This is a genomic window from Mycobacterium sp. NGS54 (genome assembly GCF_059812465.1).
On the sequence record NZ_JCALCS010000005.1, the window covers coordinates 123321 to 145871 of the forward strand.

A 22551-nucleotide genomic window follows, 5' to 3' on the forward strand; every position below is an offset into this window, starting at 1 on the left:
CCCTGCATCGGGCGATCATGCCCCGACGGACCGACCCGATGACAAGGAGGATGTGATCAACTGGGAATCAAACAGTTCGGTGACCTCGCCGAAGTCGACGGAGACACCGTACGGCGATGGCGCGGGGCCTGCTCGGTCATCGCGTAGGACGACGCCGGGAACTTCGCCGCTGCTTCACTGCGCTCATACGGACTCATCCCGCTGGAGTTTTCCGAAATCGAAACCCGTGCGTCGCTCAATGTCGACACGAACAGCTTTGTCGACGAAGTTCGGGTGGCCGTGCACTATTACGCCTCGAATCTCGTAGTAGCTCTGATGCTCGTCGGCGACACAGCAGAGCTGTTGGCGTGCAACGGCATTTACGGCGACGGGATCAATCGGGTCCAAGCGCAGCAGCAGCGTTCTTGTGTGAAACTCACTATGAGTGAGGGTGGCCGTCGGCCAGCCATCGGCGTCGACGGTGCCGACCGCCATGATTTCGCATCGCGACAGAAAATCGTCGATCTCCTTCGCGTCCATGCGGATATCAGGCTTCGGCATTGGCGGCGACCACCCTCCGGGAGGGTCGGGACTGATCGACTTCGATTCGGTACACGACTCGCTTACCATCTTGCAATCGCTCGCGAACGGTGTCTATTACGGCATCGGGCACCTCTGTCGGGCCCGCTTTGGGTCGTGCGGGAATGAACGCGGTCGGATCAATAAGGCGGCTGCGGCCCCACAAGGCAACGCCCTCGGCGGGATCGTCGTAGTTGACGATGACAACGCAGACGCGATCGTCCGCTGCCAGATAGCGGGCTTTCGCGGCCCTGCGATAGGTCGTGAACTCGATGGCTCCGTCACGTGGAGTGCCGGTCATGGGGTATCCGATCACCGTGTCGTCGGGTCGCCTCATGAAGAGAAACATCGAAACCGGTTGGCCGTTCACGCACCATTCGGGGAATGCGACCGTCAATTGTTGGCCTCGGCGGGGTAGGTTGCGCTTGGTATTGCCTGAGTGGCCGAAGAATTTCTCGGAGTTCTCGTCGGTGATCCGATGCGTCGAATGCGTTGCGCTGCAATGCCTAGCGCCTTCAGGAGAGTTGGGGCTTTCGACAGGTTGTTGCCAGAGCTGGACTGATCGAGACGTCTTTCATGACGCTCACCGAACGCGATCTCCAAGCGAAGCCGCTGGCCTGCCTCCCCGAAATTCAATAGGTCGTGGTCGTCCTCGTCGAGCTTTTCGCGTGTTCGGACGGCCGGCGCTCTGTCGTCGCTTGCCATGGTCTTCCTTTCGGCGGATGGCAATTTGTGATGCTCAACTTACCTGGCACGAGGGCGGCCCGGGCACTTCAGGCGGATATCACGCCGATCGCGATGGGCGGGATTGCCCTCGCCTGACACGAAACCTCACGTGAGCGATTGCCATGCATTGCCTCATATGTGGGGGACTGGATGCTGTCGCGCGAGGAGTCAAGCGGGGTCGGTGTCCGATGGGCTTAAATGGCGATCCATTATTTTGTGAGAGCGCCGGGCTCTGCGACCGAGGCGAGGACGTCCCTTGGGTCGATGCCCGTCCGCTGTGGGGTGTCGGGGCTCCACGCCAGTGAAAGGACGTATGGCGGCGGCGGTTGGCGGAACCGGCGCACGGCGAACGCCGGGTCGTCGAATACCCGCCACGGCCCGCCGGCTTCCAGGCTCAGCGATGGAATCACACTGCGATAGGTGCGGATTCGGCTGGCCATCGCGGCAACGTCGAGGCTGTCGATGCGGTCGAATTGTGTGACGCCGTGGCAGACCATGAAGTCGTGCAGGTCGTTGAGCACTGAGGGAAATGGCGTATCAGGTGGCAGTGTCACGTCACGTCGGCTGATATCCGCCCAGTCGACGTGTTGACAAGCGGCCAGCGGGTCGTCGCCGCGCATGACAAGCACGTAGTCCAGTACGGCGATCGGCTGGTGCGGCAGGTGGTCGCAGTCGGGCGTCGGGTTCAGCAACGCGAAGTCCAGTGTGCCCGCCGCGAGCCGGCGCGGCAGCTGGCCCGGTTCAACGAGCTCAATTTTGACATCCCACATTGTTAGGTTGCGCAGAGCAACCACCGTGCGGTCGAGCACGGCTGGCGGCGAAAGATGGAATGCACCAATCGTTATAGCACTCGCACGATGCCGGAACGATCGTGCGTAGTCGCTCAGGGAATCAGCGTGACGCAGTATTTCCGCGGCGCGTTCGCGAAGCGCCGAGCCTGCGGCGGTGAGGCGCACGTTGTGGTGGCCGCGGATGAACAGGGCCACCCCGAGCTCGCTCTCCAGCGCCCGCACCGCTCGGCTGACCGGTGCCGGACTCAGATGTAGACGCTGGGCTGCCCGGCCGAAGTGCCGCTCCTCGGCAACCGAAACAAAACAGCGCAGGTGGTGAAGTTCCACTGCGCCAGTTTGACACTCGATACGCCTTGCGCGTTGCGGTTCGGGCAACGTCGTGATGTGCAAAACGCACTGGACAACGGTGGCGGCGGTTTCGACGATATGTGCCATGCCAACGCCATTGACGTTCGATGTGACGGCCGGGGTCGGGACCGGTGAGCGGCTGGTCCAGTCGGCATGGGTCTTCCTGCCGCCGCGGCCCGCCGATGCGGTCGCCGCCCTGTTGTGTCTGCCCGGCGGACTCTATGACAAGCACTATTGGCACATGCAGATTGACGGGCACCCCGGCTACAGCTTCGGAGAGCACCTGGCCGAGGCTGGCTTTGTCGTCATCGCCCTGGACCATCTCGGTGTCGGCGAGAGCACTGACCCGACCGCATCCGGCCAGCTAGGGCTGGAGTTGCTGGCCGCCGGCGACGCGGAGGTGGCCCGGCAGGTCCGTGAAGGCCTGCGTAACGGCGACCTCATCGACGGCGTTTCGCGGGTGGCTGCTCCCCTGGTCGGTGTGGGCCATTCAATGGGCGCATGCCTGACCACGATGGTGCAGGCCAACACCGGTATCTACGACGCGGTGGCGCTGCTCGGCTACGGGGTGCAGATCGCCAACGTCTTTCAAGAAAGGATTGATGCCGCCGATCTCGAGAGCCGTGTTAAGCAATCGATGTCGCTGGCTTGCCAGCTCTCGGGTGCCAGTCCGCTGGACAGTCACATGAACGTTCCGCGGTTAGATCTTGAGGACATGTTCTATGCCGGGGAGGTACCACAGCGGGTAATCGACGCCGACACCGCCGCGCAGAGTCGGGTGCCGGTGCGCGCAGGTGCAGAGGTCGCCACGCCGGGGTTCGTCGAGCGCTACACGCCACAAGTGAATGTTCCGGTGTTCCTCGCATTCGGCGCAGCGATTGACGTGTCGCCCAATCCATACATCGAACCTGCCAACTACACCGGCTCTGCCGATGTGACACTGCACCTGGTGCCAAAATCGGGCCACTGCCACAACTTCGCCAGCCACCGGCGCGAGTTGTGGGATCGCATCGCCGCGTGGGTTCCTACAGTGACTTGAGGGTCGTCTCATGCCTGGGACGCCCGGCTGGCGGAAGCGCGCTGGGCGAAAACGTCGGACGGGCTATTCCCTCTTACCCGCTGCGACATCGCGGCCGGTGCGAATCCACGCGGCCACGGTGAGCAGATAGTTGCCGGTGGCGCACCCCTCAGGGTCGCATGCGCGGGCACCCCAGTCATTCCGACCAGTCCGGTGACCGCCTCGTGATTAGCCCCTTCGAGGCTGCCTGCGTATGGGCTGCCGACATCCGACCACTGCACACCCACATCGCGAAGCGCGCGGCCGATCGCAACAGCGCCCATCTCCACCGCAGACCGGCCCTCGTAGCGACCGAAAGGACGGAGCCCGACGCCGATGATCGCGGTCTCTGACGTGCTGCTCGTGGTACTCGTTCGACGGTCCGGTTTGGACTCTTGCAGACAGGAAGTCTATAACTATATATCGGATTCGAAAGGGTCAGGGCGTTGAGCATTGCACTACTGCTGGAGATGGCCGTTTCCGGCGATCCCAATCGTCTGGCCGTGGTCGGCGGTGGTACACGGCTGACCACGTCGGAGTTGAGCCGGCTCGCGAGCGGGGGGGCCGGAGTCATCGGCGCGTCCGGCGTTCAGCACGTGGCCTATGTCGGCACCGGCGGGCTCACGCTGCCGTTGCTGATCTTCTCGTCGGCGCGGGCCGCAGTTCCGTTCACGCCGTTGAACTACCGATTGAGCGCGGACGGTTTGCAGCAGTTGATCGAACGTCTGCAGGCGCCGCTGGTGGTCGCGGACCCGCCGTATGTGGAACTGGTCGCGGGTGCGGGTAAGCGGGTGGTGACGTCGGAGGAGTTCATCGAAGCCGCTCGCGCGGGCGAACCCCTTGAGGAGTTCGCCGATCCCGATGATGTGGCGATCGTTTTGTTCACCTCAGGTACCACTTCTCAGCCCAAGGCCGTGGAGTTGACACACAGCAATCTGACCGGTTACGTCACGGGCACGGTCGAATTCGGTTCCGCTGACGCCGACGATGCGGCACTGGTGTGTGTGCCGCCCTATCACATCGCCGGCGTTGGTGCGGCGCTGTCGAATCTCTACGCAGGCCGACGGATCGTCTACCTGTGTAAGTTCGATCCGCGGGAATGGTCACAGTTGGTGCGCGACGAGCGAGTGACGACTGCGACGGTGGTGCCGACGATGCTCGACCGCATCATCGCCGAGTTGGAGGCCAGCCCGACGGATCTCCCGACGCTGCGCACTCTCGCGTACGGGGGCTCAAAGGTTGGGCTACCGCTGGTCCGTAAGACCATGGACCTGCTGCCGCATGTGGGCCTGGTCAACGCATACGGACTCACGGAAACAAGCTCGACCATCGCGGTTCTCACACCGGAGGACCACCGCACGGCCCACGGCTCGACGGAGGCGGCCGTGGCGCGCCGGCTCGGGTCAGTCGGCAGGCCGGTGCCCGGGATCGAGGTCCAGATCCGCGACGAGGCGGGCACTGTACTCCCACCCGGTCAGACGGGGGAGTTGTTCGTACGGGGGCCACAGGTATCGGGCCGATATACAGGAATCGGTTCGGTGCTCGATGACGGCGGCTGGTTTCCCACCAGGGACCGCGCGATGCTCGATGACGACGGCTATCTGTTTATCGGTGGCCGATCCGACGACACCATCATCCGCGGTGGTGAGAACATCGCCCCTGCGGAGGTCGAGGACGTGCTCGTCGAGCATCCCGACGTCCACGAGGTGGTGGTGGTCGGCGCGGATGACCCGGAATGGGGGCAGATCATCGTCGCGATCGTGGTGCCCGAGCCGGGCGCGCAACCGGATGTCGAAGAGATGCGCGAGTTCGTTCGCAAGACGCTACGGGGGTCACGCACCCCTGACCGCATCGTCACCCGCGATGTTTTGCCGACAACAGCGACAGGCAAGGTGCTCCGCCGCGAAATCGTTGAAAGTCTACGGATTGCGGCTGAACAGCATTAGTCACGAAAACCAAGGAGCTGCACATGATCAAGAACGGAACCCGGCTGCAGAGCCAGGTATGCGACACACAGGTCATCGTTGTGCGGTCCGCCGACAGTCTCGATGACTTGCGGTGTGGGGGATTGCCGATGGTGTCCCTCGACGCCGAGAAGTCACCGCACGCCGACCTGGACCCGGCTTTCGCCGGCGGCAGCACGATGGGCAAGCGCTACGTCGACGACGCTGGCGCCGAAGTACTGGTCACCAAGGCCGGAGTCGGGGCCTTGAGTGTCGGCAACACTTCGCTGGCGCTCAAAGAGGCAAAACCGCTGCCCGCCAGCGATTAGTCAATCGCGCGGAGTTTGTCCCGTACTCCGCAGTAGCTTCACCTTCGGCGCCATTGCCGGTCAGCTAGGTGTCCTGAGCCACTCTGCGCATTGCGCCACTCACGCCGAAACTGAGGTTGCGCAGGACAAGTGCGAGAAACCCTGGACACACCCTCAGTTTCGACGTTCTCGCAGGGCTGGCGCGCCCGGTCATTAGACCAAGAGGCTCAAAAGCACGGTACCGATCTTGAGATTAACGAAAGGGGGGAGACCGCTGCGGGGGTATTACGGCGCGACTTCCTGCTCACACCTACATCGGCCGGCAGCTCATAGCGCTGCGGTGACCTTCTTGACGACATCCTGCAACATGTCGCGCAGGTCGTCGTCGGTGATTCCGCTCAGGCGGGCGTCGGCTGCGCATCCGTAGATTCCGGCGGTGAGTAGCGTCAGATCAGAACAGCTCTTTTGCGCGCCGAGCAGCAGGTCGGTGAAGCTGTCGACAGTGTGGCGCAGATCCGGGTGGGTGTTGATCAGCTCGGTCATGGCTGGATCGCCGTAGATTGGGACGGTGGTACTGGTGGCCGCAGCGGGTGCGGGTGCATCCGCTGCCTGCCCCGCGGCCCAAAGTCGAGCGTTTGCAGAAGGATCCAGCAGTCGGAGTAACGCAATGAGAGCGTTGACCGCAGTCCTTGCGACGAACCTCGCCCTCAGTGCTGGTGGCCGCACCCACGCCCGCCGGGCATCTATGCCGCGCCTTTCCATCACGCCGACGCCCCTGCCAACGACAGCGCAACGGCCTCTGCGCGCCGACGCGACCTGGCCCCAGATGCGTTCCCCGTCTGCGCCGGCGGCCAAACCGACGACCGGTGGGTAACGGGTGGTGTCAGGCTCCGTTTCGCCATCGCGTGCGAGTGGGATACACCACCCGATTCGGGGTGGCCGTCGAGGCGCCCGGTCAAGCTACGCCAAAGGCTCATCGTTGTCCTCTGTGTCGTCACGCACCGAACAATCGACCACTTCGCCTGTCAACCAAACGGGATCTGCCGCCTCATGCCGCCCTGAGCTGTGGGATTACCTCCTCCGACAGCCAGCGAAGCGAGTCCAAGTACTCACCCAGTTCGCTCACCGGGGCGGGCGGCACCCAAGTATCGGTCACGCCCAGGGTGGCGAGTTGCCCACAAGCGTCGACGACGCGCTGCGTTTCGGCCGACGACACCGAAGCCTGGTCATCCAGGGGCACATGGCCGGTATCGTCCAAACCGATGAGCAGCGCCATCAGTGAGTAGAACACTGTCAACGGCCGACCGTCGAACTCGGCGAACGACCGAAGACGGTCAAGCTTTTCGGGTATCTGACCTGGCGGCGTCAACCATGGCGCCCACCCATCGCCGAATCGCGCTGCGCGTCGCAGTGCGGCATCGGCGTCGCCGGCGACCCACACCGTCGGATGCGGTTCTTGGATTGGTTTGGGCTCAAAGGTTATGTCAGCAAAATTGACATACTTGCCGTCGAAGCTCGGCGCTTGGTTGTGCCACAACTCGAATATCGCAGCCAGGTACTCGTTTGCCCGCGCACCGCGCTCCTCCCAGGGGACACCGACTGCGCGGTACTCGTCAGGCTGCCATCCCAAGCCCACCGTGACGGCCGCGCGACCGCCGCTCAGCCAGTCCAGCGTGGCCAAGGACTTGGCAAGCACGATTGGATTGTGTAACGGCAAGATCGTCACCATCGAGCCAAGTTTGATTCGCCTCGTCGCGCCCGCCATGATCGCTTGTGCGGTGGTCGAATGCACAAAGTGTCGTCCCGTCGTCTCTGCGTGGTCGGCAGCGACAACGAAATGCTCTGGGATCAGAAGACCCTCGAACCCGCACTCGTCGGCAACCTGTGCGATACGGACGATGTCGGCACCCGTAAGCGTCGATTCCCACGGCTGTGTGATCGCGGGCGTGTCGACACAGCCGGGCAACAAAACGTGAAACTTCACAACCTGGCTCCTGTTCCTCGACCGATTGATGCGTCATCTCGCACAGGCCGCATTGTCGGCGCCAGCGGCCGGCTGGCCAGTTCAGCCACCAACTTTCACGAGCTGGTCGGTGACGACGCGGAATTCATCGTTGAGCGACAATGGGATAAGGCACTCGAAAACGTTGCCCGCATGCCAGCGGCGCGCACTCGCTGCGCGGCCAATTCCGATGGCGTATCCCGAGGTTGGCCGACAAAGCCCGACGAGTGATCCGGGTCACTTGCATTATCAGTACAATAATTATCCCTTTGCAAGGTGTCAAATGGTGTGATCTCTGCTCCCGCGAACGATTGTGTCGGTTCCGTAGGAGAAGCAATCCCGAACGCGCGGTGCGTTTGCGGGGGCGACAACCGGGGCAGAGATGGCGGCGTGCCAGCAACGGCGCCACAGACACATCGGTGGGGCGCCACCGCCGGCATACCTGTGTTGTGGTGCGCCTATTCAGCGGGCCCGCTGTACTTCTCGATCAGAGATTGCTTGTAGAGCTTGCCCGCATCGCTGCGCGGCAGGCGGGTCTCGAAGCGGATCTGTCGCGGGCACTTGAAGTGCGCAAGCCGGCTTCGCAGCCATTCCAGCAACTCGTCGGCGAACTCGTCGGTCGTGTGCAGGGGGTCTACTGTTTCGACCACGGCGGCGACCCGTTGGCCCATCTCGGGGTCGGGAATCCCGAAGACGGCGGCGTCGGCGACGCGCGGGTGGCTGACGAGGAGGCTCTCAGCCTCCTGCGGGTAGATGTTGACGCCCCCGGAGATGATGGTGTGGTGGCGCCGATCGCTGAGATAGAGGTAACCGTCCTCGTCGAGGTGTCCGACGTCGCCGACCGTCGCCCACCCGTTCGGGTTGTGCGACGCGGCGGTTTTGACGGGATCGTGCAGATAGTCGAACGCGAAACCGCCCTCGAAGTAGATGTCTCCGGTCTGGCCGGCCGCCAACTCGCTACCGTCCTCGCCGAGGACGTGAACCGTGCCCATTAGCGAGCGGCCCACCGAGCCGGGATGCTGCAACCACTCCTCGGCGGTGATGAAGGTGATTCCCGCGCCCTCCGAAGACGAGTAGAACTCGTCGATGATCGGACCCCACCAAGCGATCATCTGTCGCTTGATCTCGGGCGGGCACGGCGCCGCGGCGTGCACAACGCGCTCAAGACTGGACAGGTCGTAGGCGTCGCGGACCTCGGCCGGCAGCTTCAACATCCGGACGAACATTGCCGGCACGAACTGCGCGTGAGTGATGCGGTAGCGCTCGATGCAGGCCAGTGCCTGCTCGGCGCCGAACTTCTCCAGTACCACGGTGGTCGCGCCGAGCGTCTGCACACACATCGACCACATTGACGGTGCGGTGTGGTAGAGCGGGGCTGGGCTCAGGTAGACGGACCGGTCGGTAATGCCCACCGCGTCAAGCAGCGGGGTGAGCACGTTCGGCGCAACCGACGGCGCCACATGTGGCAACTTCCGCCGAATACCCTTGGGTCGGCCGGTAGTCCCTGACGAGTACTGCAGTAGGTCGCCTTCGAACTCGTCGGCAATAGGCGTGTCGGGTTCACCGGCAACGCATTCAGGATAGGAGACCCAATTGGGTAGCGTGGTCCCGGTCATCAATCTGAGCGGGGCCGGAACGTCGGTCAGGTACTCCTCGAGCTGTTCGCACTGTGCGCTCATCGCGGCCGAGCCCGCAATCGCCTTGGCTTCGCTGTTGCTCAGGATGTAGCCCATTTCGGGGGGCGTCAGGTGCGTGTTCACCGGTACGTAATAGAGGCCGGCGCGCCGGGCCGACCACATCACGGCGTGCATGTGCTCGTTGTTCTCCATGACAAGCGCGATGGTGTCGCCCTCACGCAATCCATGTCGGCGCCAGTAGTGCGCCAGTCGGTTCGCTCGTGCCTCGAGTTCTGCGAAAGTCAACCGAATCCCCGACGGGTCGAGCACGATCGCCGGTTTGGCCGACGATGTGTGCGCGCGAATCTGCATCGTGCTACCGATCCGCCGGGTCCTCGACGAGCGTCAGCAGCGCCGCGCGTTCCTCCTCAGTCCACGGACGAGAACCCCGTCGGTCTAAGTGGAGTACGACCTGTACCGTTCGGACCGTCGCGCATTTGCGTCCTTCGTCGGTCGCGATCTCGTTGACCGTCGTCAACGAGGAGGTACCGATGGATTCGACTATCGACGTCACGCACACGACATCGGAGATCTCGACTGAGCTGTGGTAGTCGATGCCGTTGTGCACGACGACGATCTGTCCCCACGCGTCGGGTAGCGTGGCCATTAGATAGCGTGCCCGCGCCTCTTCGGCGTAGACCAGGAACACGTTGTTGTTGACATGTCCGACCGGGTCAAGGTCCGTCCAACGTGGCTCGATCCGCAACGGCGGCGGCAGGGCTGTCATAGCCAAATAATCTACCTGAATGCAGGTGGATATCGGCGGCGCACCGATCCGGAACGGGGGAGATGGCCGGCGTCACCCCGCGCGATATCGACGTCGCCGAAGTGCATGACTGCTTCAGCGGTGTCGAGTTGATCAGCTACGAGGATCTCGGTTTTGCGGAGCGGTTCGAGGCCTACAAGCTGATCGAGGGCAAGGTCACAATGATCGCCGCCGACGACGCCGTGCTCGATGAGGCGCTAGCGCTGGGTGAGAGACTTGCCGCGCTACCAGCGCAGGCGTTGCGTGCCTCGAAGGTGGCGATGAACATGCATTTATCGCGTGCGGCCCTGGGCATACTGGAGTATGCGCTGGCCGAGGAGTACACGTCGTTCTCCACTCCACAGTTCCAGGAGCGGGTGGCGGCCTTCCGTAGTAGGTCGGAACGAAAGTAGAAGGTGGGCAGGTTTATTCGAGGAGGTCGACGACGGTCGACAATTCCGAGCCGCTGAGGACGAACTCCTCGGCCTTGCGAAGGTGTCGCTGCCACAGTTCGCCGGCCTTGTCGGCCTCGCCCGCCTTGATGAGCTCCAACAACATGCGATGCGTCTTCGCCGAGCGGCGAACCGCCTGCTCCGCCTGGCTGGTTCCCGTCGGTTGAAGCGAGCGGTTCGCGGTCTCGACGATGTGGTGCAGCATCGAGCTGATGATCTGCAACGTCTTGTTGCCTGCCAACCGGGCGATGGCCGCGTGGAAGTCGGTCAGCGTATCGATCGCCGCCGTGCCTGGCGTCAGCGCGGCCTCCCGCTCGATGATCGCCTCGAGTTCCGCGATGACCTCCGACTTGCGGTCCTTGGCCAGCTGAACGACCATCGGCGCCTCGAGTGCGACGCGCGCGTCGTAAACGTCCTTGAGCGTGACCCCCTCGTACTCGAGGATGAGGCCGGCGTACCGTGCCAGCGTCTCCCGCCGCGGCCGGGTGACCCGAGCACCCCCGCGAACGCCGCGCTGGATGGTGATCAACGACTCCGACTCGAGGACGCGGAATGCCTCCCGCAGCGTGGGTCGGGATACGCCGAAGCGCTCCATGAGCTCCGATTCGGGCGGCAGCATCGTGCCCTCGGCGAGTTCGCCTCCGATGAACATCTTGCGAAGGATGGCGGCGACCCGATCGGCCATCTTCGGCTCGCGAAGATTGGTGACCTCCACGGCGCACCCCTTCGTTGTCGTAGTAGTCAGTAACCCATCGCCCGGCCGACCAGATCCTTCATGATCTCAGTCGTGCCTGCGTACAGCCGCTGGACGCGGGAATCCCGCCACAGCCGGGCGATCTCGTACTCGTTGATGTAGCCGTAGCCGCCGTGCAATTGCAGGCAGCGGTCGACGATTTCCCACTGCACTTCCGAGGTCCACCACTTCAGACCGGCGGCGTCCTCGTCACTGAGCGTGCCGTCGTTTACCGACAGCACGCACTGGTCCAGATAGCACTGCGCCGCATCCAATTTCGTCTGCATCTCGGCGAGGAAATGACGGTTCACCTGGAACGTGCCGATCGGCTGTCCGAACGCCGTGCGCTCCGACGCGTACGCCTTGGTCAGATCGAGCGCTCTGCGGGCCGCGGGCAACGCATAGCACGCGACGCCTACCCGCTCGCTGGGAAGGTTCGACACGAGGTGATAGAAGCCCCGGTTCAGCTCGCCCACCAGATTCTGCTTAGGTACCCGCACGTCCTCGAAGAACAGTTCCGCGGTGTCGGCGGAATACTGGCCGATCTTGTCGAGCTTGCGGCCCCGGGTGAAACCCTCCATCCCGTCCTCGATCATCAACAGGCTGATGCCCTTGTGCCGCGCGGACGGGTCCGTCTTGACGGCGGTCAAGACCAGCTTCGACTGCAGCCCGTTGCTGATGAAGGTCTTCTGCCCGTTGACGATCCAGTGGTCACCGTCGTCGCGCGCCGTGGACTTGATGCCCGCCAGATCCGATCCGGCACCGGGCTCGGACATCGCGATCGAGCCGATGTACTCGCCGGAGATGAACTTCGGCAGCCAACGCTCCTTCTGTTCCTCCGTGGTGAGTCGGTCCAGATACGGCACCAGGATGTCGTTCTGCACTCCGAGGCCGATACCGACCGAGCCGGTCATGAACATCTCTTCGGAGATGATCTGGTTGAAGCGGAAGTCCTTGACGCCCAGCCCGCCGTACTTCGGGTCGAACTCCCAGCCGATCAGGCCGTGTTCGCCGGCGGCCAACCAGGCTTCGCGGCTTACTTTGCCGTCGCGCTCCCAGTCGTCGACGTATGGCACGCATTCGCGTTCGAAGAAGCGGCGTGCCGTCGCCCGGAAATCATTGTGAACTTCCTCGAAGATGTTGCGGCGCATAAATTTCCTTCGATCCGCGCTAGGTCCAGGAGATGAGGTTGGGCAGGGCTCGGTCGCCCGCGTCGACGTCGAACAGGTACTCGGCGAGCTCGGTTTCCAGCCGGTCGTGATCACCGCACAGGGCGTCGAGCTGGAATCCCCGCGATACGTAGCGGTGCAGTCGGTGCTCGGCCGTCAGGCCGATCGCGCCACAGACTTGCAGCGCGACGTCGGCGACGGCGCGGTGCGCCCGTCCGGCGGCCGTCTTGGCGGCGAGTGCGGACAGGCGCCCGCCGAACCGCCACGACTGGTCGAGAAGTGCTCGAGCCCCGGCGATCTGCGCGGCAGCCTCAGCGAGCGCGTGGCGGGGGGACTGCAGCGATCCGATCGAGACACCGAATTGCCTACGGGCGCCAACCTGCTCTGTCGCGATGTCGAGCGCGCTCGTGGCGAGGGACAGCAGCTCGGTGCCCAGCGCGCGTTGAGCGGCTGCGACGGCGCGGCGCCACTCGTCGGTCGCCTTGGTGAGGGCGATGTCCAGTGCACCCTCGACCCTGGTCCAGTGCACCGACGGGTCGAATGTGTCGATGCGCTCTGCGCGGAGCAGGTCGGCATCGACCACGCCGATCGACACCGTGCCGAGTTCACCGGAGACGGGCACGACGAGTCGTCCGGCGGGTGGCCCCAGCACCATTCCGGTGATGCGGTTTCCGCCGGACGCCGGCGCGGATCCATTCGCCGGCTCGGGCAGCACCAGTCCGTCCACGGCGCCGTCGACGAGGGCGGCGAGTTCGGCGATCATCACGCGGGCAAGGCAATTCGTCGTGGCGAGCGAACGGCCCTGCGCATCAAAGAGCAGAGCGGATGCGGCGATCGGGTACTCGGCTTCGATCTCATCCCAGCCGAGTGGCCGCAACTCTGGCTCGATCGCGACGTGAGCATGCCGCCCCGCGATGTCCTCGAAGAGTCGTGACACGGCTTCGGAGACCATGGTCCACGACTCGTCGAGCGCTTCGTCGTCCGCGTGAATGGGGGTGCTCATCGCTTCTCCTTCGGCAGTCCGAGCAAATGATCGGCGATGATGCCCCGCTGAACCTCGGCGGCGCCGCCCATGATGGTGGCGGCGCGGGAGTACCACCACTCGGCCCGCGCGGTGTCGAGTTCATTCGACTTCGGTCCCGACGGCCCCGCCATCATCCAACTGCGTCGGACGTCGAGGATCAGGTCGTTGGCGGCTTTCTCCGCCTGTCCGAACAACAGCTTGTCCACGCTGCTGTCCGGCCCGATGAGCTCGCCCCCCGCGATCCGGCGCACGGTGGCGGCGGTGCGGGCTTGTGCGGCCGCCACATCGACATACACCCGCGCGAAGCGCTTGCGCATCTCGTCGGACGCTCTGTCGGCGACCATGTGGGCGCGCAGCCGGCCGAGCTCCGTCAGCACCTTGTTGAGCACTGCGTAGCCGTACATGCCGCGTTCAAATTGCATGAGGAACATCGTCAGCGCCCAACCGCTTCCGACCTCGCCGAGCAGGCGTTCGGGCGGAACGCGAACGTCATCGAAGAAAATCTCGGCGACCTCCCGTCGCCCGCTCGCGAGCGCGATGGGCCGCACCGTCACCCCCGGAGTGTCGGTGTCGACGAACAGCATCGTCAGGCCGCGGTGACGCGACTCCGGGTCGCCGGTGCGCACCAGCAGGAAAAGGCGTTTGGCCGTGCCTCCCTGACTGGTCCAGATCTTCTGGCCGTTGACGATGAATCCGCCGGTGCCGTCGTCGACCGCCCTGGTACGCAACGATGCCAGGTCGCTCCCCGACTCGGGTTCGGAGAAACCCTGTCCCCACCACTCGTTGCCGGCCAGGTAGTCGGGTAGATGGCGCTCCGCTAGTTGCGGGGCGTACTTGAGCAGGGCCGGCCCCATGACTTCGAGCGACCACTGCTGAGCCGGAATGGGAATCATCGCGAATCTCAGTTCGTCGTAGTACACGGCGCGATGGATCGCGTCGCCGCCGAAGCCACCCACGGCCTCGGGCCAGCCCCAGCGGTTCCAGCCATCCTCGAAGAGTCGTGCCATCACCTCGCTGTCGTGCGCCATCTGGTCTTCGGCGTTGTCGAACACGGCCGTCCGCCAACGGACCGCCTCGGAGGACTCGCGCAGATAGTGCCGGAAGTCCAGCCGGAACCGGGCGACGTCGGTCACGTAGCCGCTGGTGAAGCCCCCCGGCGCGGACTGCGTCGAATGTGACATCGGGATTCCTTACGCTCTGGACACTCGGCCGAATAATCAATCAGATAAATAGTTATCGATTTTACATCGATCATTGAACCCTATTGCTACGCGGTCGGCAATGGGCCGGCGAGTCCTCTCGATGCGACGCCGAAGAGCCACGACATCGCCTGTCCCAATTCGGCGAAGTCGAGCGAGGCGCCATCCTTCGCGTAGCAGGCGGTCGACATGCTGGTCATCGGCTGGGACGGGGCCTTCCGTCGGATTAAAAGTATAGATAATATATCTATATTAACCGACGGCTGTCAGCTCACTTCGATGACCATGGCCGCACCCATGCCGCCCCCGGCACACATCGACAGCACGCCGATGCCGCCGCCGCGCCGCCGTAGCTCGTAGGCCGCCGACGTGACCATCCGGGCCCCCGTGGCGGCGATGGGATGCCCCAGGCTGATCCCGGAGCCGTAGACGTTGACGATTTCCTCGTCGAGCCCCAGTTCCCTGGTGCAGGCGACGGCTTGCGCGGCGAATGCCTCGTTGATCTCGAAGAGCGCGACGTCGTCGATCGCGAGCCCAGCGAGGTCCAACGCTTTCGGGATCGCGTAGATCGGGCCACTGCCGGTGCGGTTGGGCTCAACGCCGACCGCGCTCCACGACAGCACATGCGCGAGTACGTCGGCCGCGGTGTCGGGCCTGGTCAACGCCACCACCGCGGCGGCGTCGTTCAGTCCGGACGAATTGCCCGCCGTCACCGAGAAGCCGTCGATCTCGGGATGCAGCACTTTCAGCCCGCTCAGAGTCTCCATGCTGGACTCGCGACGAGGGTGCTCGTCGCTGTCGAAGGCGACGGTCGAACCGTCGGGCCGAAGCACGGTCACCGGGACGATCTCCTCGACGAAAGACCCCTCATCGATGGCCTTGACGGCGCGTTGATGGCTACGCAGAGCCCATTCGTCTTGAGCGGTTCGCGATACCCCGTACTGAACGGCGCAGTTGTGCGCGACGGTGATCGACATGTCGACAGCGGGCGCGTCGGGTGTCGGGGGATGCGACAACGACATCCACGGATCGTCGTAGTCGGCCGGCTCCTTACCGGAGGTGAAGGGCTTGCGCTTGCGGACCATCGGAGAGGTCGAGTGGGACTCGGTTCCCCCGGCAAGCACACTGGTGTTCATGCCGGCGGCGATCTGCCCGGCGGCTACCGCGATGGCGGTCAGGCTGGAGGCGCATTGCCGGTTGACGGCCATTCCGGCAACGTTTACGAGCCCGAGCTCCACGGCCACGTAGCGCGCGATGTCGCCGCCACCCTGCAGCACCTCGGCGAGCACCAGGTCCTCGAAGTCGGAGGGCTCGAAACCTGACCGCTCGATCGCGGCGGAGATGACGGGCTTGGCGAGCTCGCGGGCGTCGACGTCGACGAGCGTGCCTCGACGGGCCGTTCCGATCGCCGTGCGCGCTGCGGCCACGATGGCGGCTTTGGGTGTTGTCGCTGTCATAGTCGTCCTTCACGGTAAAAGCGGGATTCTCCCCGGCGGTGACTTCGGCGAGCCTATACCGTTAAATAGATAACCGAATGGTGCGTCGGTGAAAGCGAGGTTGTCGTGAAGGTCATTACGTCCATCGACGAGGCGATCGGATTGGTGGGGGCAGAGCTGGGGGTGAGCGACTGGCTGGTCGTTGATCAGGACCGGATCGATGACTTCGGAACGACGACACTCGACCGGCAATGGATACACGTCGACGTCGAAAAGGCCGAGCAGGAGAGCCCGTACGGCGCCACCATCGCCCACGGCTTCCTGACGCTGTCGCTCATCCCGGGCATGAGCAAGGCCAACTATCGTGTGGAGAAGGCCAAGATGGGCATCAATTACGGCTTGAATAAAGTGCGTTTTCTGTCTCCGGTCAAGGCGGGCAGTCGAATTCGGCTGCACTCGGCGCTCGTCGACGCAGCCAAAGTGGACGAATCGACCGTCAACCTCACGGTGCGCCACACAGTAGAGATCGACGGCGTCGACAAGCCCGCGGCGGTGGCCGATCTTATTGCCCGCTTCGTGTTCTAACGAGAGTCCGTGAGCATCTCGTTGCGGTTGGAGATGGCTCAGTGCGGTCGGCTGGCCGACAGCGGTCGCACCGCACTCGTGTCTGGTGAACTGAGGCTCTCGGTGTCCGAACTCAGCAGGCTGGCCGAGGGTGGCTCGGGTGTGATCGCAGCCTCGGGCGCGCGGTGCGTCGCCTACGTCGGCAGCGGCGGGGCAATGCTGCCGCTGCTGCTCTTTGCCTCCGCGCGGGCCGCGGTGCCAGTCATTCCGCTCAATTACCGGCTCTCGGCCGCCGGCCTGCGTGCGCTGATCGGCCGGTTGTCAGCGGGCCGCAAGATGGTGTACCTGCCCATGTTTGATGCCGCCGAGTGGCTGCGCCTGATCGACGTCGAAGCCGTCACGTCGGCCACCGTCGTTCCGACGATGCTCGACCGCATCGTCACCGCGCTGGACGCAGCCGAGACGACATTGCCGACGCTTCGCACCCTGGCCTACGGAGGCTCGAAGGTCTCGCTGCCGCTGCCGCTGCCGCTGCCGCTGCCGCTGCCGCTGGTGCGCAAGGCGCTGACGCTGCTGCCGGAGGTGGGTTTCGTCAACGCCTATGGGCTGACCGAGACCAGTTCGACCATCGCCGTGCTCGCCCCCGACGACCACCGCGCCGCGCTGGCCTCAGACGATGCGACCGTGTGCGCCGGCTCGGGTCGGTGGGCCGGACAGTGCCGACGATCGAGGTACAGATCCGCGCCGAGGACGGGACCGTTCTCGGGCCGAACGAGCCCGGCGAGCTCTTTGTGCGTGGCGAGCAGGTCTCGGGCCGCTACACCGGTATCGGCTCGGTGCTGGACGAGCAGGGTCGGTTCCCGACCAAGGACGTCGCTCACCACGACGCCGACGGGTCCTGTTCATCGGCGGCCGCTCCGACGACACGATCATTCGCGGGGGCGAGAACATTGCCCCGCCGAAATCGAGGACGTGCTCGTCGAGCATCCGCACGTGCACGACTGCGCGGATCACGCACGCCGGACCGTGTCGTCTTCCGCGACGCGCTGCCCACCAACGCGACCGGCAAGGTGCTGCGCCGCGAACTCGATCGCGAATTCAACGAAGCGACAAAGGAGCCCGCATGATCAAGAACGACGCCCGCCTGCAGAGCCAGGTCTGCGACACCCAGCTCATCGTGGTGCGCAGCTCCGAGGCCTTCGATGATCTACGGGTCGGCGGCGCACCCGCGGTCCCCATGCCGCCCGGCACGCAGGACCCAAAGGCGGATTCCAAATACACCGTCGACGACGCGTTCGCCGGCGGCACCGTGATGGGCAAGCGCTACGTCGCCGCCAACGGTGCTGAAGTGCTGGTCACCAACGCCGGCAAGGGATCGTTGTCCGTCGGCACGACACCTATGAAGATCAAGGAAGCCAAGCCGCTTCCCGCCAGCGACTGACCCGGCCGTGGAGCAGAGCAGCAGGAACCCAGGTGAGTTGACGGTCGGCGACATCGTCGTCGACAATGCCCTGCGCCACCCCGATGTGGTGGCCTACCGGCACAAACAACGCGTGCTCACTCACCGCGAGCTCCGCGAGCGGGCAGAGCGCCTGGTGTCGGCGCTCATGGCTGCGGGGGTCGCCCGGCAGGATCGCATCGCCGTCTACAGCCGCAATTCAATCGAATTCGGGGAAATCACCGCCGCGACACAGCTGAGCGGAATCATCCTCGCGGCGATCAACTTTCGATCGTCCCCGGTCGAGGTAGAGGATGCGCTGGACCGCGTCCGGCCCGCGGTGATTTTCGTCGCGGCCGAGTTCGCCGGCGTGCTTGACGAGTTATCCCCCCAGCTCACGTGGTCGCCGTTGATCGTGTGCATCGGTGCTCGACGGTCCAGCCTCGTCGACTATGAGGATTTCATCGACTCGGCGCCCGCCCGGCAACCCCTCCACCGCGCCCGCGCGGACGACATCGCCTGTCTGCTATTCACCAGCGGTAGCACTGGACCGTCGAAGTGCTGTGTGCTGGGCCAACGCGAGCTCCGTCGGGTCTTGTATGCGATGAACGCCGAGATGGCGACGGGCTCGCACGATCGTGGGCTGATCAACATGCCGATGTGCCATGTCGGTGCCCTCGGCATCATCGGTGGGCTGCACGCGCGGGGCGGAACGGTGGTGCTGCAAGACCAGTTCGACATCGCCGGCGCGGTTCAACTGGCCGCCGCCGAACGGATCAGTGTGCTCCACCTCGCTCCCGTCATGCTGCAGGCGCTGCTCGAGGCGCTTCCAGATGGCAGCCGGGCACTGGAGAGCGTTCGCACGGTGGTCTATTCGGCCGCGCCGATGAACGGCGCCACACTGGCGCGGGCGATGGCGGTGATGCCCCAGGCGGGATTTCTGAACCTCTACGGTCAGACCGAGGCCATCGTCTCGGGGTTGCCGCGCGAGCTGCACGACCCGGAAGCGACCGACAATCGACTGCGCTCCGTCGGCTATCCGTTCCCGGGTGTGCGGGTACGAATCGTCGGAGACGACGGACAAGACGTGAATCCAGGCTCTCCCGGCGAGATCGTGGTCCAGTCCGACGCGTTGTTCCGCGGCTATTGGGACGACGCGGCCGCGACGCTCGCGACGCTACGGGACGGCTGGTGCCGTACCGGGGACGTCGGCAGGTTCGATGAGCGCGGACTGCTTTATCTCGTCGACCGCAAGAAGGACGTGATCATCACCGGCGGTGAGAACGTGTACTCGCCTGAGGTCGAGAACGCGATCGGCGAGCTGCCCGAAGTCGCCGGTTGCGCCGTGGTGGGCGTACCGGATCCGCGGTGGGGCGAGGCGGTGTGCGCCGTTGTCGTGCCCAGGCCGGGGGCAACCGTGACGCTGGAACAGCTTCAGGCGGCGGTTCGGCTGAGCCTCGCCGGTTACAAGGTGCCGCGGCGTCTGGTTGTCGCAACCGAACTACCGGTGCTCGCGAGCGGAAAGTTCGACAAGAAGCGGTTGCGGACCGAGCTGGCAGCCTATGGGAATCAGGCAAGTTAATCCCGGGCGGCCACTACAGCTTTTTGGGCGGACCGTTCGGCACACGCCCGCGGCGGTGGTGTCGGTGTTCTCGTCGCGGCGTCGACGCGTTACGCTGGCGACTATTCAGCTCAACTAATTAGATGTATCGTCACCTTATTAAGTAGTCTCGATTCGGCGGCCAAGAGGGATCACGATCATGAAAGTTCGGCTCGAACAGGCGAAGTGCGTCGGGCACGCTCAGTGCTATGCGGTCGACCCCGACCTTTTTCCTATCGATGACTCCGGCTACTCGATCCTGAAGGACCACGTCGTCGACCCCGGTGATGAGGCTGTCGTCCGCAATGGCGCTGCCGCCTGCCCGGAGATGGCGATCATCATCGAAGAGGATTGATGAGCCGGATGACAATCGAGGACCGGCTGCGCCGGATCGAGGACACCCTGGAGATCCAGCAGTTGCCCATCCGCTACGCGATGGCCATCGATGATCGCGACGTCGATGCGTGGGTGGAACTGTTCGTTCCCGACGTGCGGGTAGGGCGCGATCGCTACGGTCGGGACGCGCTTCGCGATGCGCTGGTCTCGATGGTGAGCCAGTTCTATCGGTCGATGCACCAGATCGTCGGCCATCGCGTTGAACTCCTCGACGATACGCATGCAGTCGGCAACGTCTACTGCCGTGCCGAGCACGAGGTCGGAGCGCGGTGGATTGTCATGGCGATCCGGTACGACGACGAGTACCAGCGCGTCGACGGGCGGTGGTTGTTTACTCGCCGGCGCGAAAACCATTGGTACGCGGCGGACCACATCGAGCGACCGCAGGCGGTCGCCTTCGAGGGATGGTCGGTCGCAGGTGCGCCGAACCTGCCCCGCGCCACATCGTGGACGGACTTCTGGGCCGGTGTCGACACCAGTGAGCTGACCTCCCAGCCCGTCGCGCCCGGAGTGAAGGCGAAGTGACGAAGCTGTTGGATGGCAAGGTCGCCGTCGTCACAGGTGCCGCCTCGGGAATCGGACGCGTATGCGTGCGGGCTTTGGCACGTGCGGGAGCCGCAGTCGTGGTGGCGGATGTCAACTTTGGCGGCGCCGGGGCGGTCGCAAGCGAAATCATCGCGGAGGGCGGCCGAGCCGAACCGGTGGCTGTCGACCTCGGGGACGCCGGCCAGATTGCGGCGATGATCGAGCGAGCCGTTTCACTGTTCGGGCGCTTGGACATCCTGCACAACAACGCCGCCGCCACGCACCTGGCGAGCACCAGGGACCTCAATGTCGCCGACATGGACCCACAGGTGTGGGATCAAAGCCTGCGGATCAACCTGACGGGCACCATGCTGGCGACGAAACTCGCTCTGCCGTATCTCATCGCTGCGGGTGAGTCGAGCATCGTGAACACCTCCTCCGGGGCCGGCCTGGCGGGCGACATCGGGCACACCGCGTATGGCGTTTCGAAGGCGGGCATCAACGCGCTAACGCTCTACACGGCTGCGCAATACGGCAATGCCGGGGTGCGGTGCAACGCAATCGCGCCCGGGTTGGTGGTCACGCCGGCAACGGAAGAGACCTATGCGGGCCCGATGAAGGAGTTCATGCTCCGCCATCACCTCACACCCCGACTCGGGCAGCCGGACGACATCGCGGCACTCGTCGTTTTCCTGTGCTCGGCACAAGCGGGGTTCATCACCGGACAGGTCATCAGCGTGGACGGTGGCTTGGGCTCCCATCAACCGTATTTGGCCGATGTAAAGGGCTCGGTGTAGCAGCCATGGGTTCACCTCAACGCTCGGCGATCGACGTAGGCGTGTACTTCGACCTGCGCAATCCGGCGCAGTGGGCGCAGGACCCGTCGAGGCTCTACGGTTTCACACTCGAGATGTGCGAAGAGGCCGAACGCCTGGGCGCCTCGTCGGCGTGGTTTTCCGAGCACCACCTGTTCGACGACGGCTATCTGACCAGCCCGCTGACGATGGCGGCGGCGGCCGCCGCACGCACTCGGCGCATCCGGTTGGGCACCGCGATCCTGATCGCCCCGTTGCACCACCCTGCCGAGATCGCCGAGCAGAGCGTCGTTGTCGACATCCTGTCCGGTGGGCGACTCGATCTCGGGGTGGGTACCGGTTACCGCGTTCCGGAGTTTGATCTCTTCGAGGCGTCAATGGTGGCGCGTTACAAGCAGACCGACGACGCGGTGCGGCGCCTACGTCAGCTATGGGGGCCGGGCGGGGTTCGCCCGTCGCCTGTGCAACAACCGGTGCCGGTCTGGATGGGCTACCAGGGGCCCAAAGGGGCGCGGCGAGCAGGCCTGCTGGGAGAGCGGCTGCTGTCGGCAAATGGCGCGCTGTGGAGACCGTACGCCGAGGGTCTCGCCGAGGGCGGTCACCCCGTCTCGTCGGGTGTGATGGCCGGCGGGATTCAGGGCTGCGTGACAGAGGATCCCGAACGTGACTGGCCGATGGTGTCCAAACACCTCGCCCACCAACTCGACTCGTATCGTAAACACATGGTGGAGGGAACCGGCGCCCCGACGCCCAGGCCGGTCGATGTCGAACGTTTGGTGCGGCAGGGCCGCGACGGCCCTCTCAACTCGTTCATGTACGGCACGCCCGAGACCGTGGCGGGCCAGATCCGGGAGTTGACCGCGGGCGCGCCGGTACAGACCGTGTTTCTGTGGGCGTCGATCGGTGGCATGGCGGAAGCCGATGTCGCGCGCAATGTCCAAACCATCTGCACGCGGTTGGCTCCGCTGCTGGCCGGCGCCGGGGCCGAAGGCGAATAACCGTGTGCGCCAGCGCCGGTATATAGTTAGTTCATTTAGGTCATTGTC

General features: G+C 64.5%; 24 protein-coding genes and 2 pseudogenes. 12 read left to right on the forward strand and 14 right to left on the reverse strand.

Annotated elements, in window-relative coordinates:
- Positions 1-183: 183 nt before the first annotated feature.
- From AC5Y5E_RS16460 to AC5Y5E_RS16475, 4 genes are all read right to left on the reverse strand, one after another.
- Entirely contained in the window at positions 184-540 is a 357-nt protein-coding gene (locus AC5Y5E_RS16460) for a pyridoxamine 5'-phosphate oxidase family protein (RefSeq protein ID WP_083169597.1), read from the reverse strand.
- Complete coding sequence (locus tag AC5Y5E_RS16465; protein ID WP_142274864.1) at positions 527-955, reverse strand: pyridoxamine 5'-phosphate oxidase family protein; 429 nt, start codon at positions 953-955, stop codon at positions 527-529. Before AC5Y5E_RS16465 ends, AC5Y5E_RS16460 begins: the two co-directional genes overlap by 14 nt.
- Positions 952-1263: a hypothetical protein gene (locus tag AC5Y5E_RS16470; protein WP_426626868.1), complete on the reverse strand. Its 312-nt coding sequence runs from the start codon at positions 1261-1263 to the stop codon at positions 952-954. Before AC5Y5E_RS16470 ends, AC5Y5E_RS16465 begins: the two co-directional genes overlap by 4 nt.
- A 230-nt stretch (positions 1264-1493) precedes the next feature.
- The gene (locus tag AC5Y5E_RS16475; RefSeq protein WP_426626869.1) at positions 1494-2510 is read right to left on the reverse strand and encodes a LysR family transcriptional regulator; all 1017 of its coding nucleotides are present in this window, start codon (positions 2508-2510) and stop codon (positions 1494-1496) included.
- Between AC5Y5E_RS16475 and AC5Y5E_RS16480 the strand changes: the two genes are divergently transcribed.
- Positions 2509-3462, forward strand: coding sequence for an alpha/beta hydrolase (locus tag AC5Y5E_RS16480; protein WP_426626870.1), 954 nt, complete (start codon positions 2509-2511; stop codon positions 3460-3462). The two genes, AC5Y5E_RS16475 and AC5Y5E_RS16480, sit on opposite strands and share 2 nt — an antisense overlap.
- Positions 3463-3528: 66 nt before the next feature.
- Here the strand turns inward: AC5Y5E_RS16480 and AC5Y5E_RS16485 are convergent.
- Positions 3529-3881: pseudogene (locus AC5Y5E_RS16485) on the reverse strand (hypothetical protein); the annotation flags it as partial.
- A 69-nt stretch (positions 3882-3950) separates the two neighbouring features.
- Between AC5Y5E_RS16485 and AC5Y5E_RS16490 the strand changes: the two are divergent.
- Both AC5Y5E_RS16490 and AC5Y5E_RS16495 read left to right on the forward strand, forming a co-directional pair.
- A complete protein-coding gene (locus AC5Y5E_RS16490) occupies positions 3951-5426 on the forward strand; it encodes a class I adenylate-forming enzyme family protein (protein ID WP_426626959.1) in 1476 nt (491 codons plus the stop codon).
- 23 nt (positions 5427-5449) lie between these two features.
- Entirely contained in the window at positions 5450-5752 is a 303-nt protein-coding gene (locus AC5Y5E_RS16495; protein ID WP_083169594.1) for a hypothetical protein, read from the forward strand.
- A gap of 306 nt (positions 5753-6058) precedes the next feature.
- Here AC5Y5E_RS16495 and AC5Y5E_RS16500 read toward each other — a convergent pair whose 3' ends face one another.
- The 4 genes from AC5Y5E_RS16500 to AC5Y5E_RS16515 form a co-directional block, all read right to left on the reverse strand.
- Positions 6059-6274, reverse strand: coding sequence for a hypothetical protein (locus tag AC5Y5E_RS16500; protein WP_083169593.1), 216 nt, complete (start codon positions 6272-6274; stop codon positions 6059-6061).
- A gap of 505 nt (positions 6275-6779) precedes the next feature.
- Positions 6780-7715 carry a TIGR03619 family F420-dependent LLM class oxidoreductase gene (locus tag AC5Y5E_RS16505; RefSeq protein ID WP_083169592.1) on the reverse strand — a complete coding sequence of 312 codons (936 nt, stop codon included), beginning with the start codon at positions 7713-7715 and terminating at the stop codon, positions 6780-6782.
- Positions 7716-8191: 476 nt separating this feature from the next.
- Complete coding sequence (gene fadD4, locus AC5Y5E_RS16510) at positions 8192-9721, reverse strand: fatty-acid--CoA ligase FadD4 (RefSeq protein ID WP_426626872.1); 1530 nt, start codon at positions 9719-9721, stop codon at positions 8192-8194.
- Positions 9722-9725: 4 nt separating this feature from the next.
- Positions 9726-10136: an acyl-CoA thioesterase gene (locus AC5Y5E_RS16515; protein ID WP_083169590.1), complete on the reverse strand. Its 411-nt coding sequence runs from the start codon at positions 10134-10136 to the stop codon at positions 9726-9728.
- Between the two features lie 29 nt (positions 10137-10165).
- On the opposite strand from AC5Y5E_RS16515, the gene AC5Y5E_RS16520 reads away from it, so the two are divergent.
- The gene (locus AC5Y5E_RS16520; RefSeq protein WP_372510065.1) at positions 10166-10567 is read left to right on the forward strand and encodes a thiolase C-terminal domain-containing protein; all 402 of its coding nucleotides are present in this window, start codon (positions 10166-10168) and stop codon (positions 10565-10567) included.
- Positions 10568-10580: 13 nt separating this feature from the next.
- Here the strand turns inward: AC5Y5E_RS16520 and AC5Y5E_RS16525 are convergent, their stop codons facing one another.
- The 5 genes from AC5Y5E_RS16525 to AC5Y5E_RS16545 all read right to left on the reverse strand — a co-directional run bounded on the left by AC5Y5E_RS16525 (position 10581) and on the right by AC5Y5E_RS16545 (position 16188).
- The gene (locus tag AC5Y5E_RS16525; protein WP_426626873.1) at positions 10581-11321 is read right to left on the reverse strand and encodes a FadR/GntR family transcriptional regulator; all 741 of its coding nucleotides are present in this window, start codon (positions 11319-11321) and stop codon (positions 10581-10583) included.
- 26 nt (positions 11322-11347) lie between these two features.
- Positions 11348-12490, reverse strand: coding sequence for an acyl-CoA dehydrogenase family protein (locus AC5Y5E_RS16530; RefSeq protein ID WP_499903999.1), 1143 nt, complete (start codon positions 12488-12490; stop codon positions 11348-11350).
- A 19-nt stretch (positions 12491-12509) separates the two neighbouring features.
- Positions 12510-13511 carry an acyl-CoA dehydrogenase family protein gene (locus tag AC5Y5E_RS16535; protein WP_232078289.1) on the reverse strand — a complete coding sequence of 334 codons (1002 nt, stop codon included), beginning with the start codon at positions 13509-13511 and terminating at the stop codon, positions 12510-12512.
- Positions 13508-14713, reverse strand: a complete 1206-nt coding sequence (locus tag AC5Y5E_RS16540) for an acyl-CoA dehydrogenase family protein (RefSeq protein ID WP_083169587.1) — start codon at positions 14711-14713, stop codon at positions 13508-13510. The genes AC5Y5E_RS16535 and AC5Y5E_RS16540 overlap by 4 nt, the downstream gene beginning before the upstream one ends.
- Before the next feature lie 284 nt (positions 14714-14997).
- The gene (locus AC5Y5E_RS16545; RefSeq protein WP_499904000.1) at positions 14998-16188 is read right to left on the reverse strand and encodes a thiolase family protein; all 1191 of its coding nucleotides are present in this window, start codon (positions 16186-16188) and stop codon (positions 14998-15000) included.
- A 105-nt stretch (positions 16189-16293) separates the two neighbouring features.
- Between AC5Y5E_RS16545 and AC5Y5E_RS16550 the strand changes: the two genes are divergently transcribed.
- From AC5Y5E_RS16550 to AC5Y5E_RS16585, 8 genes and pseudogenes are all read left to right on the forward strand, one after another.
- Complete coding sequence (locus tag AC5Y5E_RS16550; RefSeq protein ID WP_499904001.1) at positions 16294-16752, forward strand: MaoC family dehydratase; 459 nt, start codon at positions 16294-16296, stop codon at positions 16750-16752.
- A gap of 9 nt (positions 16753-16761) precedes the next feature.
- A pseudogene (locus AC5Y5E_RS16555) lies at positions 16762-17858 on the forward strand (class I adenylate-forming enzyme family protein).
- Positions 17855-18172: a hypothetical protein gene (locus tag AC5Y5E_RS16560; RefSeq protein WP_083169583.1), complete on the forward strand. Its 318-nt coding sequence runs from the start codon at positions 17855-17857 to the stop codon at positions 18170-18172. The pseudogene AC5Y5E_RS16555 and the gene AC5Y5E_RS16560 overlap by 4 nt, the downstream one beginning before the upstream one ends.
- 37 nt (positions 18173-18209) lie before the next feature.
- Complete coding sequence (locus tag AC5Y5E_RS16565; RefSeq protein ID WP_499904002.1) at positions 18210-19751, forward strand: class I adenylate-forming enzyme family protein; 1542 nt, start codon at positions 18210-18212, stop codon at positions 19749-19751.
- 178 nt (positions 19752-19929) lie between these two features.
- A complete protein-coding gene (gene fdxE / locus AC5Y5E_RS16570) occupies positions 19930-20124 on the forward strand; it encodes a ferredoxin FdxE (protein WP_067925972.1) in 195 nt (64 codons plus the stop codon).
- Positions 20124-20690: a nuclear transport factor 2 family protein gene (locus AC5Y5E_RS16575; RefSeq protein WP_067925969.1), complete on the forward strand. Its 567-nt coding sequence runs from the start codon at positions 20124-20126 to the stop codon at positions 20688-20690. The genes fdxE and AC5Y5E_RS16575 overlap by 1 nt, the downstream gene beginning before the upstream one ends.
- On the forward strand, positions 20687-21487 hold the full coding sequence (locus AC5Y5E_RS16580) for an SDR family NAD(P)-dependent oxidoreductase (RefSeq protein ID WP_167528566.1): 801 nt from the start codon (positions 20687-20689) through the stop codon (positions 21485-21487). Before AC5Y5E_RS16575 ends, AC5Y5E_RS16580 begins: the two co-directional genes overlap by 4 nt.
- Positions 21488-21492: 5 nt before the next feature.
- Positions 21493-22503: an LLM class flavin-dependent oxidoreductase gene (locus AC5Y5E_RS16585; protein WP_231984263.1), complete on the forward strand. Its 1011-nt coding sequence runs from the start codon at positions 21493-21495 to the stop codon at positions 22501-22503.
- The last annotated feature ends 48 nt before the right edge of the window (positions 22504-22551 follow it).

Bases quoted from the DNA above. Each gene is read 5' to 3' on its own strand.
- AC5Y5E_RS16460 (WP_083169597.1), bottom strand. From the start codon at position 540: ATGCCGAAGCCTGATATCCGCATGGACGCGAAGGAGATCGACGATTTT.
- AC5Y5E_RS16470 (WP_426626868.1), bottom strand. From the start codon at position 1,263: ATGGCAAGCGACGACAGAGCGCCGGCCGTCCGAACACGCGAAAAGCTC.
- AC5Y5E_RS16480 (WP_426626870.1), top strand. From the start codon at position 2,509: ATGCCAACGCCATTGACGTTCGATGTGACGGCCGGGGTCGGGACCGGT.
- AC5Y5E_RS16475 (WP_426626869.1), bottom strand. From the start codon at position 2,510: ATGGCACATATCGTCGAAACCGCCGCCACCGTTGTCCAGTGCGTTTTG.
- AC5Y5E_RS16490 (WP_426626959.1), top strand. From the start codon at position 3,951: ATGGCCGTTTCCGGCGATCCCAATCGTCTGGCCGTGGTCGGCGGTGGT.
- AC5Y5E_RS16495 (WP_083169594.1), top strand. From the start codon at position 5,450: ATGATCAAGAACGGAACCCGGCTGCAGAGCCAGGTATGCGACACACAG.
- AC5Y5E_RS16500 (WP_083169593.1), bottom strand. From the start codon at position 6,274: ATGACCGAGCTGATCAACACCCACCCGGATCTGCGCCACACTGTCGAC.
- fadD4 (WP_426626872.1), bottom strand. From the start codon at position 9,721: ATGCAGATTCGCGCGCACACATCGTCGGCCAAACCGGCGATCGTGCTC.
- AC5Y5E_RS16515 (WP_083169590.1), bottom strand. From the start codon at position 10,136: ATGACAGCCCTGCCGCCGCCGTTGCGGATCGAGCCACGTTGGACGGAC.
- AC5Y5E_RS16530 (WP_499903999.1), bottom strand. From the start codon at position 12,490: ATGCGCCGCAACATCTTCGAGGAAGTTCACAATGATTTCCGGGCGACG.
- AC5Y5E_RS16535 (WP_232078289.1), bottom strand. From the start codon at position 13,511: ATGAGCACCCCCATTCACGCGGACGACGAAGCGCTCGACGAGTCGTGG.
- AC5Y5E_RS16540 (WP_083169587.1), bottom strand. From the start codon at position 14,713: ATGTCACATTCGACGCAGTCCGCGCCGGGGGGCTTCACCAGCGGCTAC.
- AC5Y5E_RS16545 (WP_499904000.1), bottom strand. From the start codon at position 16,188: ATGACAGCGACAACACCCAAAGCCGCCATCGTGGCCGCAGCGCGCACG.
- AC5Y5E_RS16560 (WP_083169583.1), top strand. From the start codon at position 17,855: ATGATCAAGAACGACGCCCGCCTGCAGAGCCAGGTCTGCGACACCCAG.
- fdxE (WP_067925972.1), top strand. From the start codon at position 19,930: ATGAAAGTTCGGCTCGAACAGGCGAAGTGCGTCGGGCACGCTCAGTGC.
- AC5Y5E_RS16575 (WP_067925969.1), top strand. From the start codon at position 20,124: ATGAGCCGGATGACAATCGAGGACCGGCTGCGCCGGATCGAGGACACC.
- AC5Y5E_RS16585 (WP_231984263.1), top strand. From the start codon at position 21,493: ATGGGTTCACCTCAACGCTCGGCGATCGACGTAGGCGTGTACTTCGAC.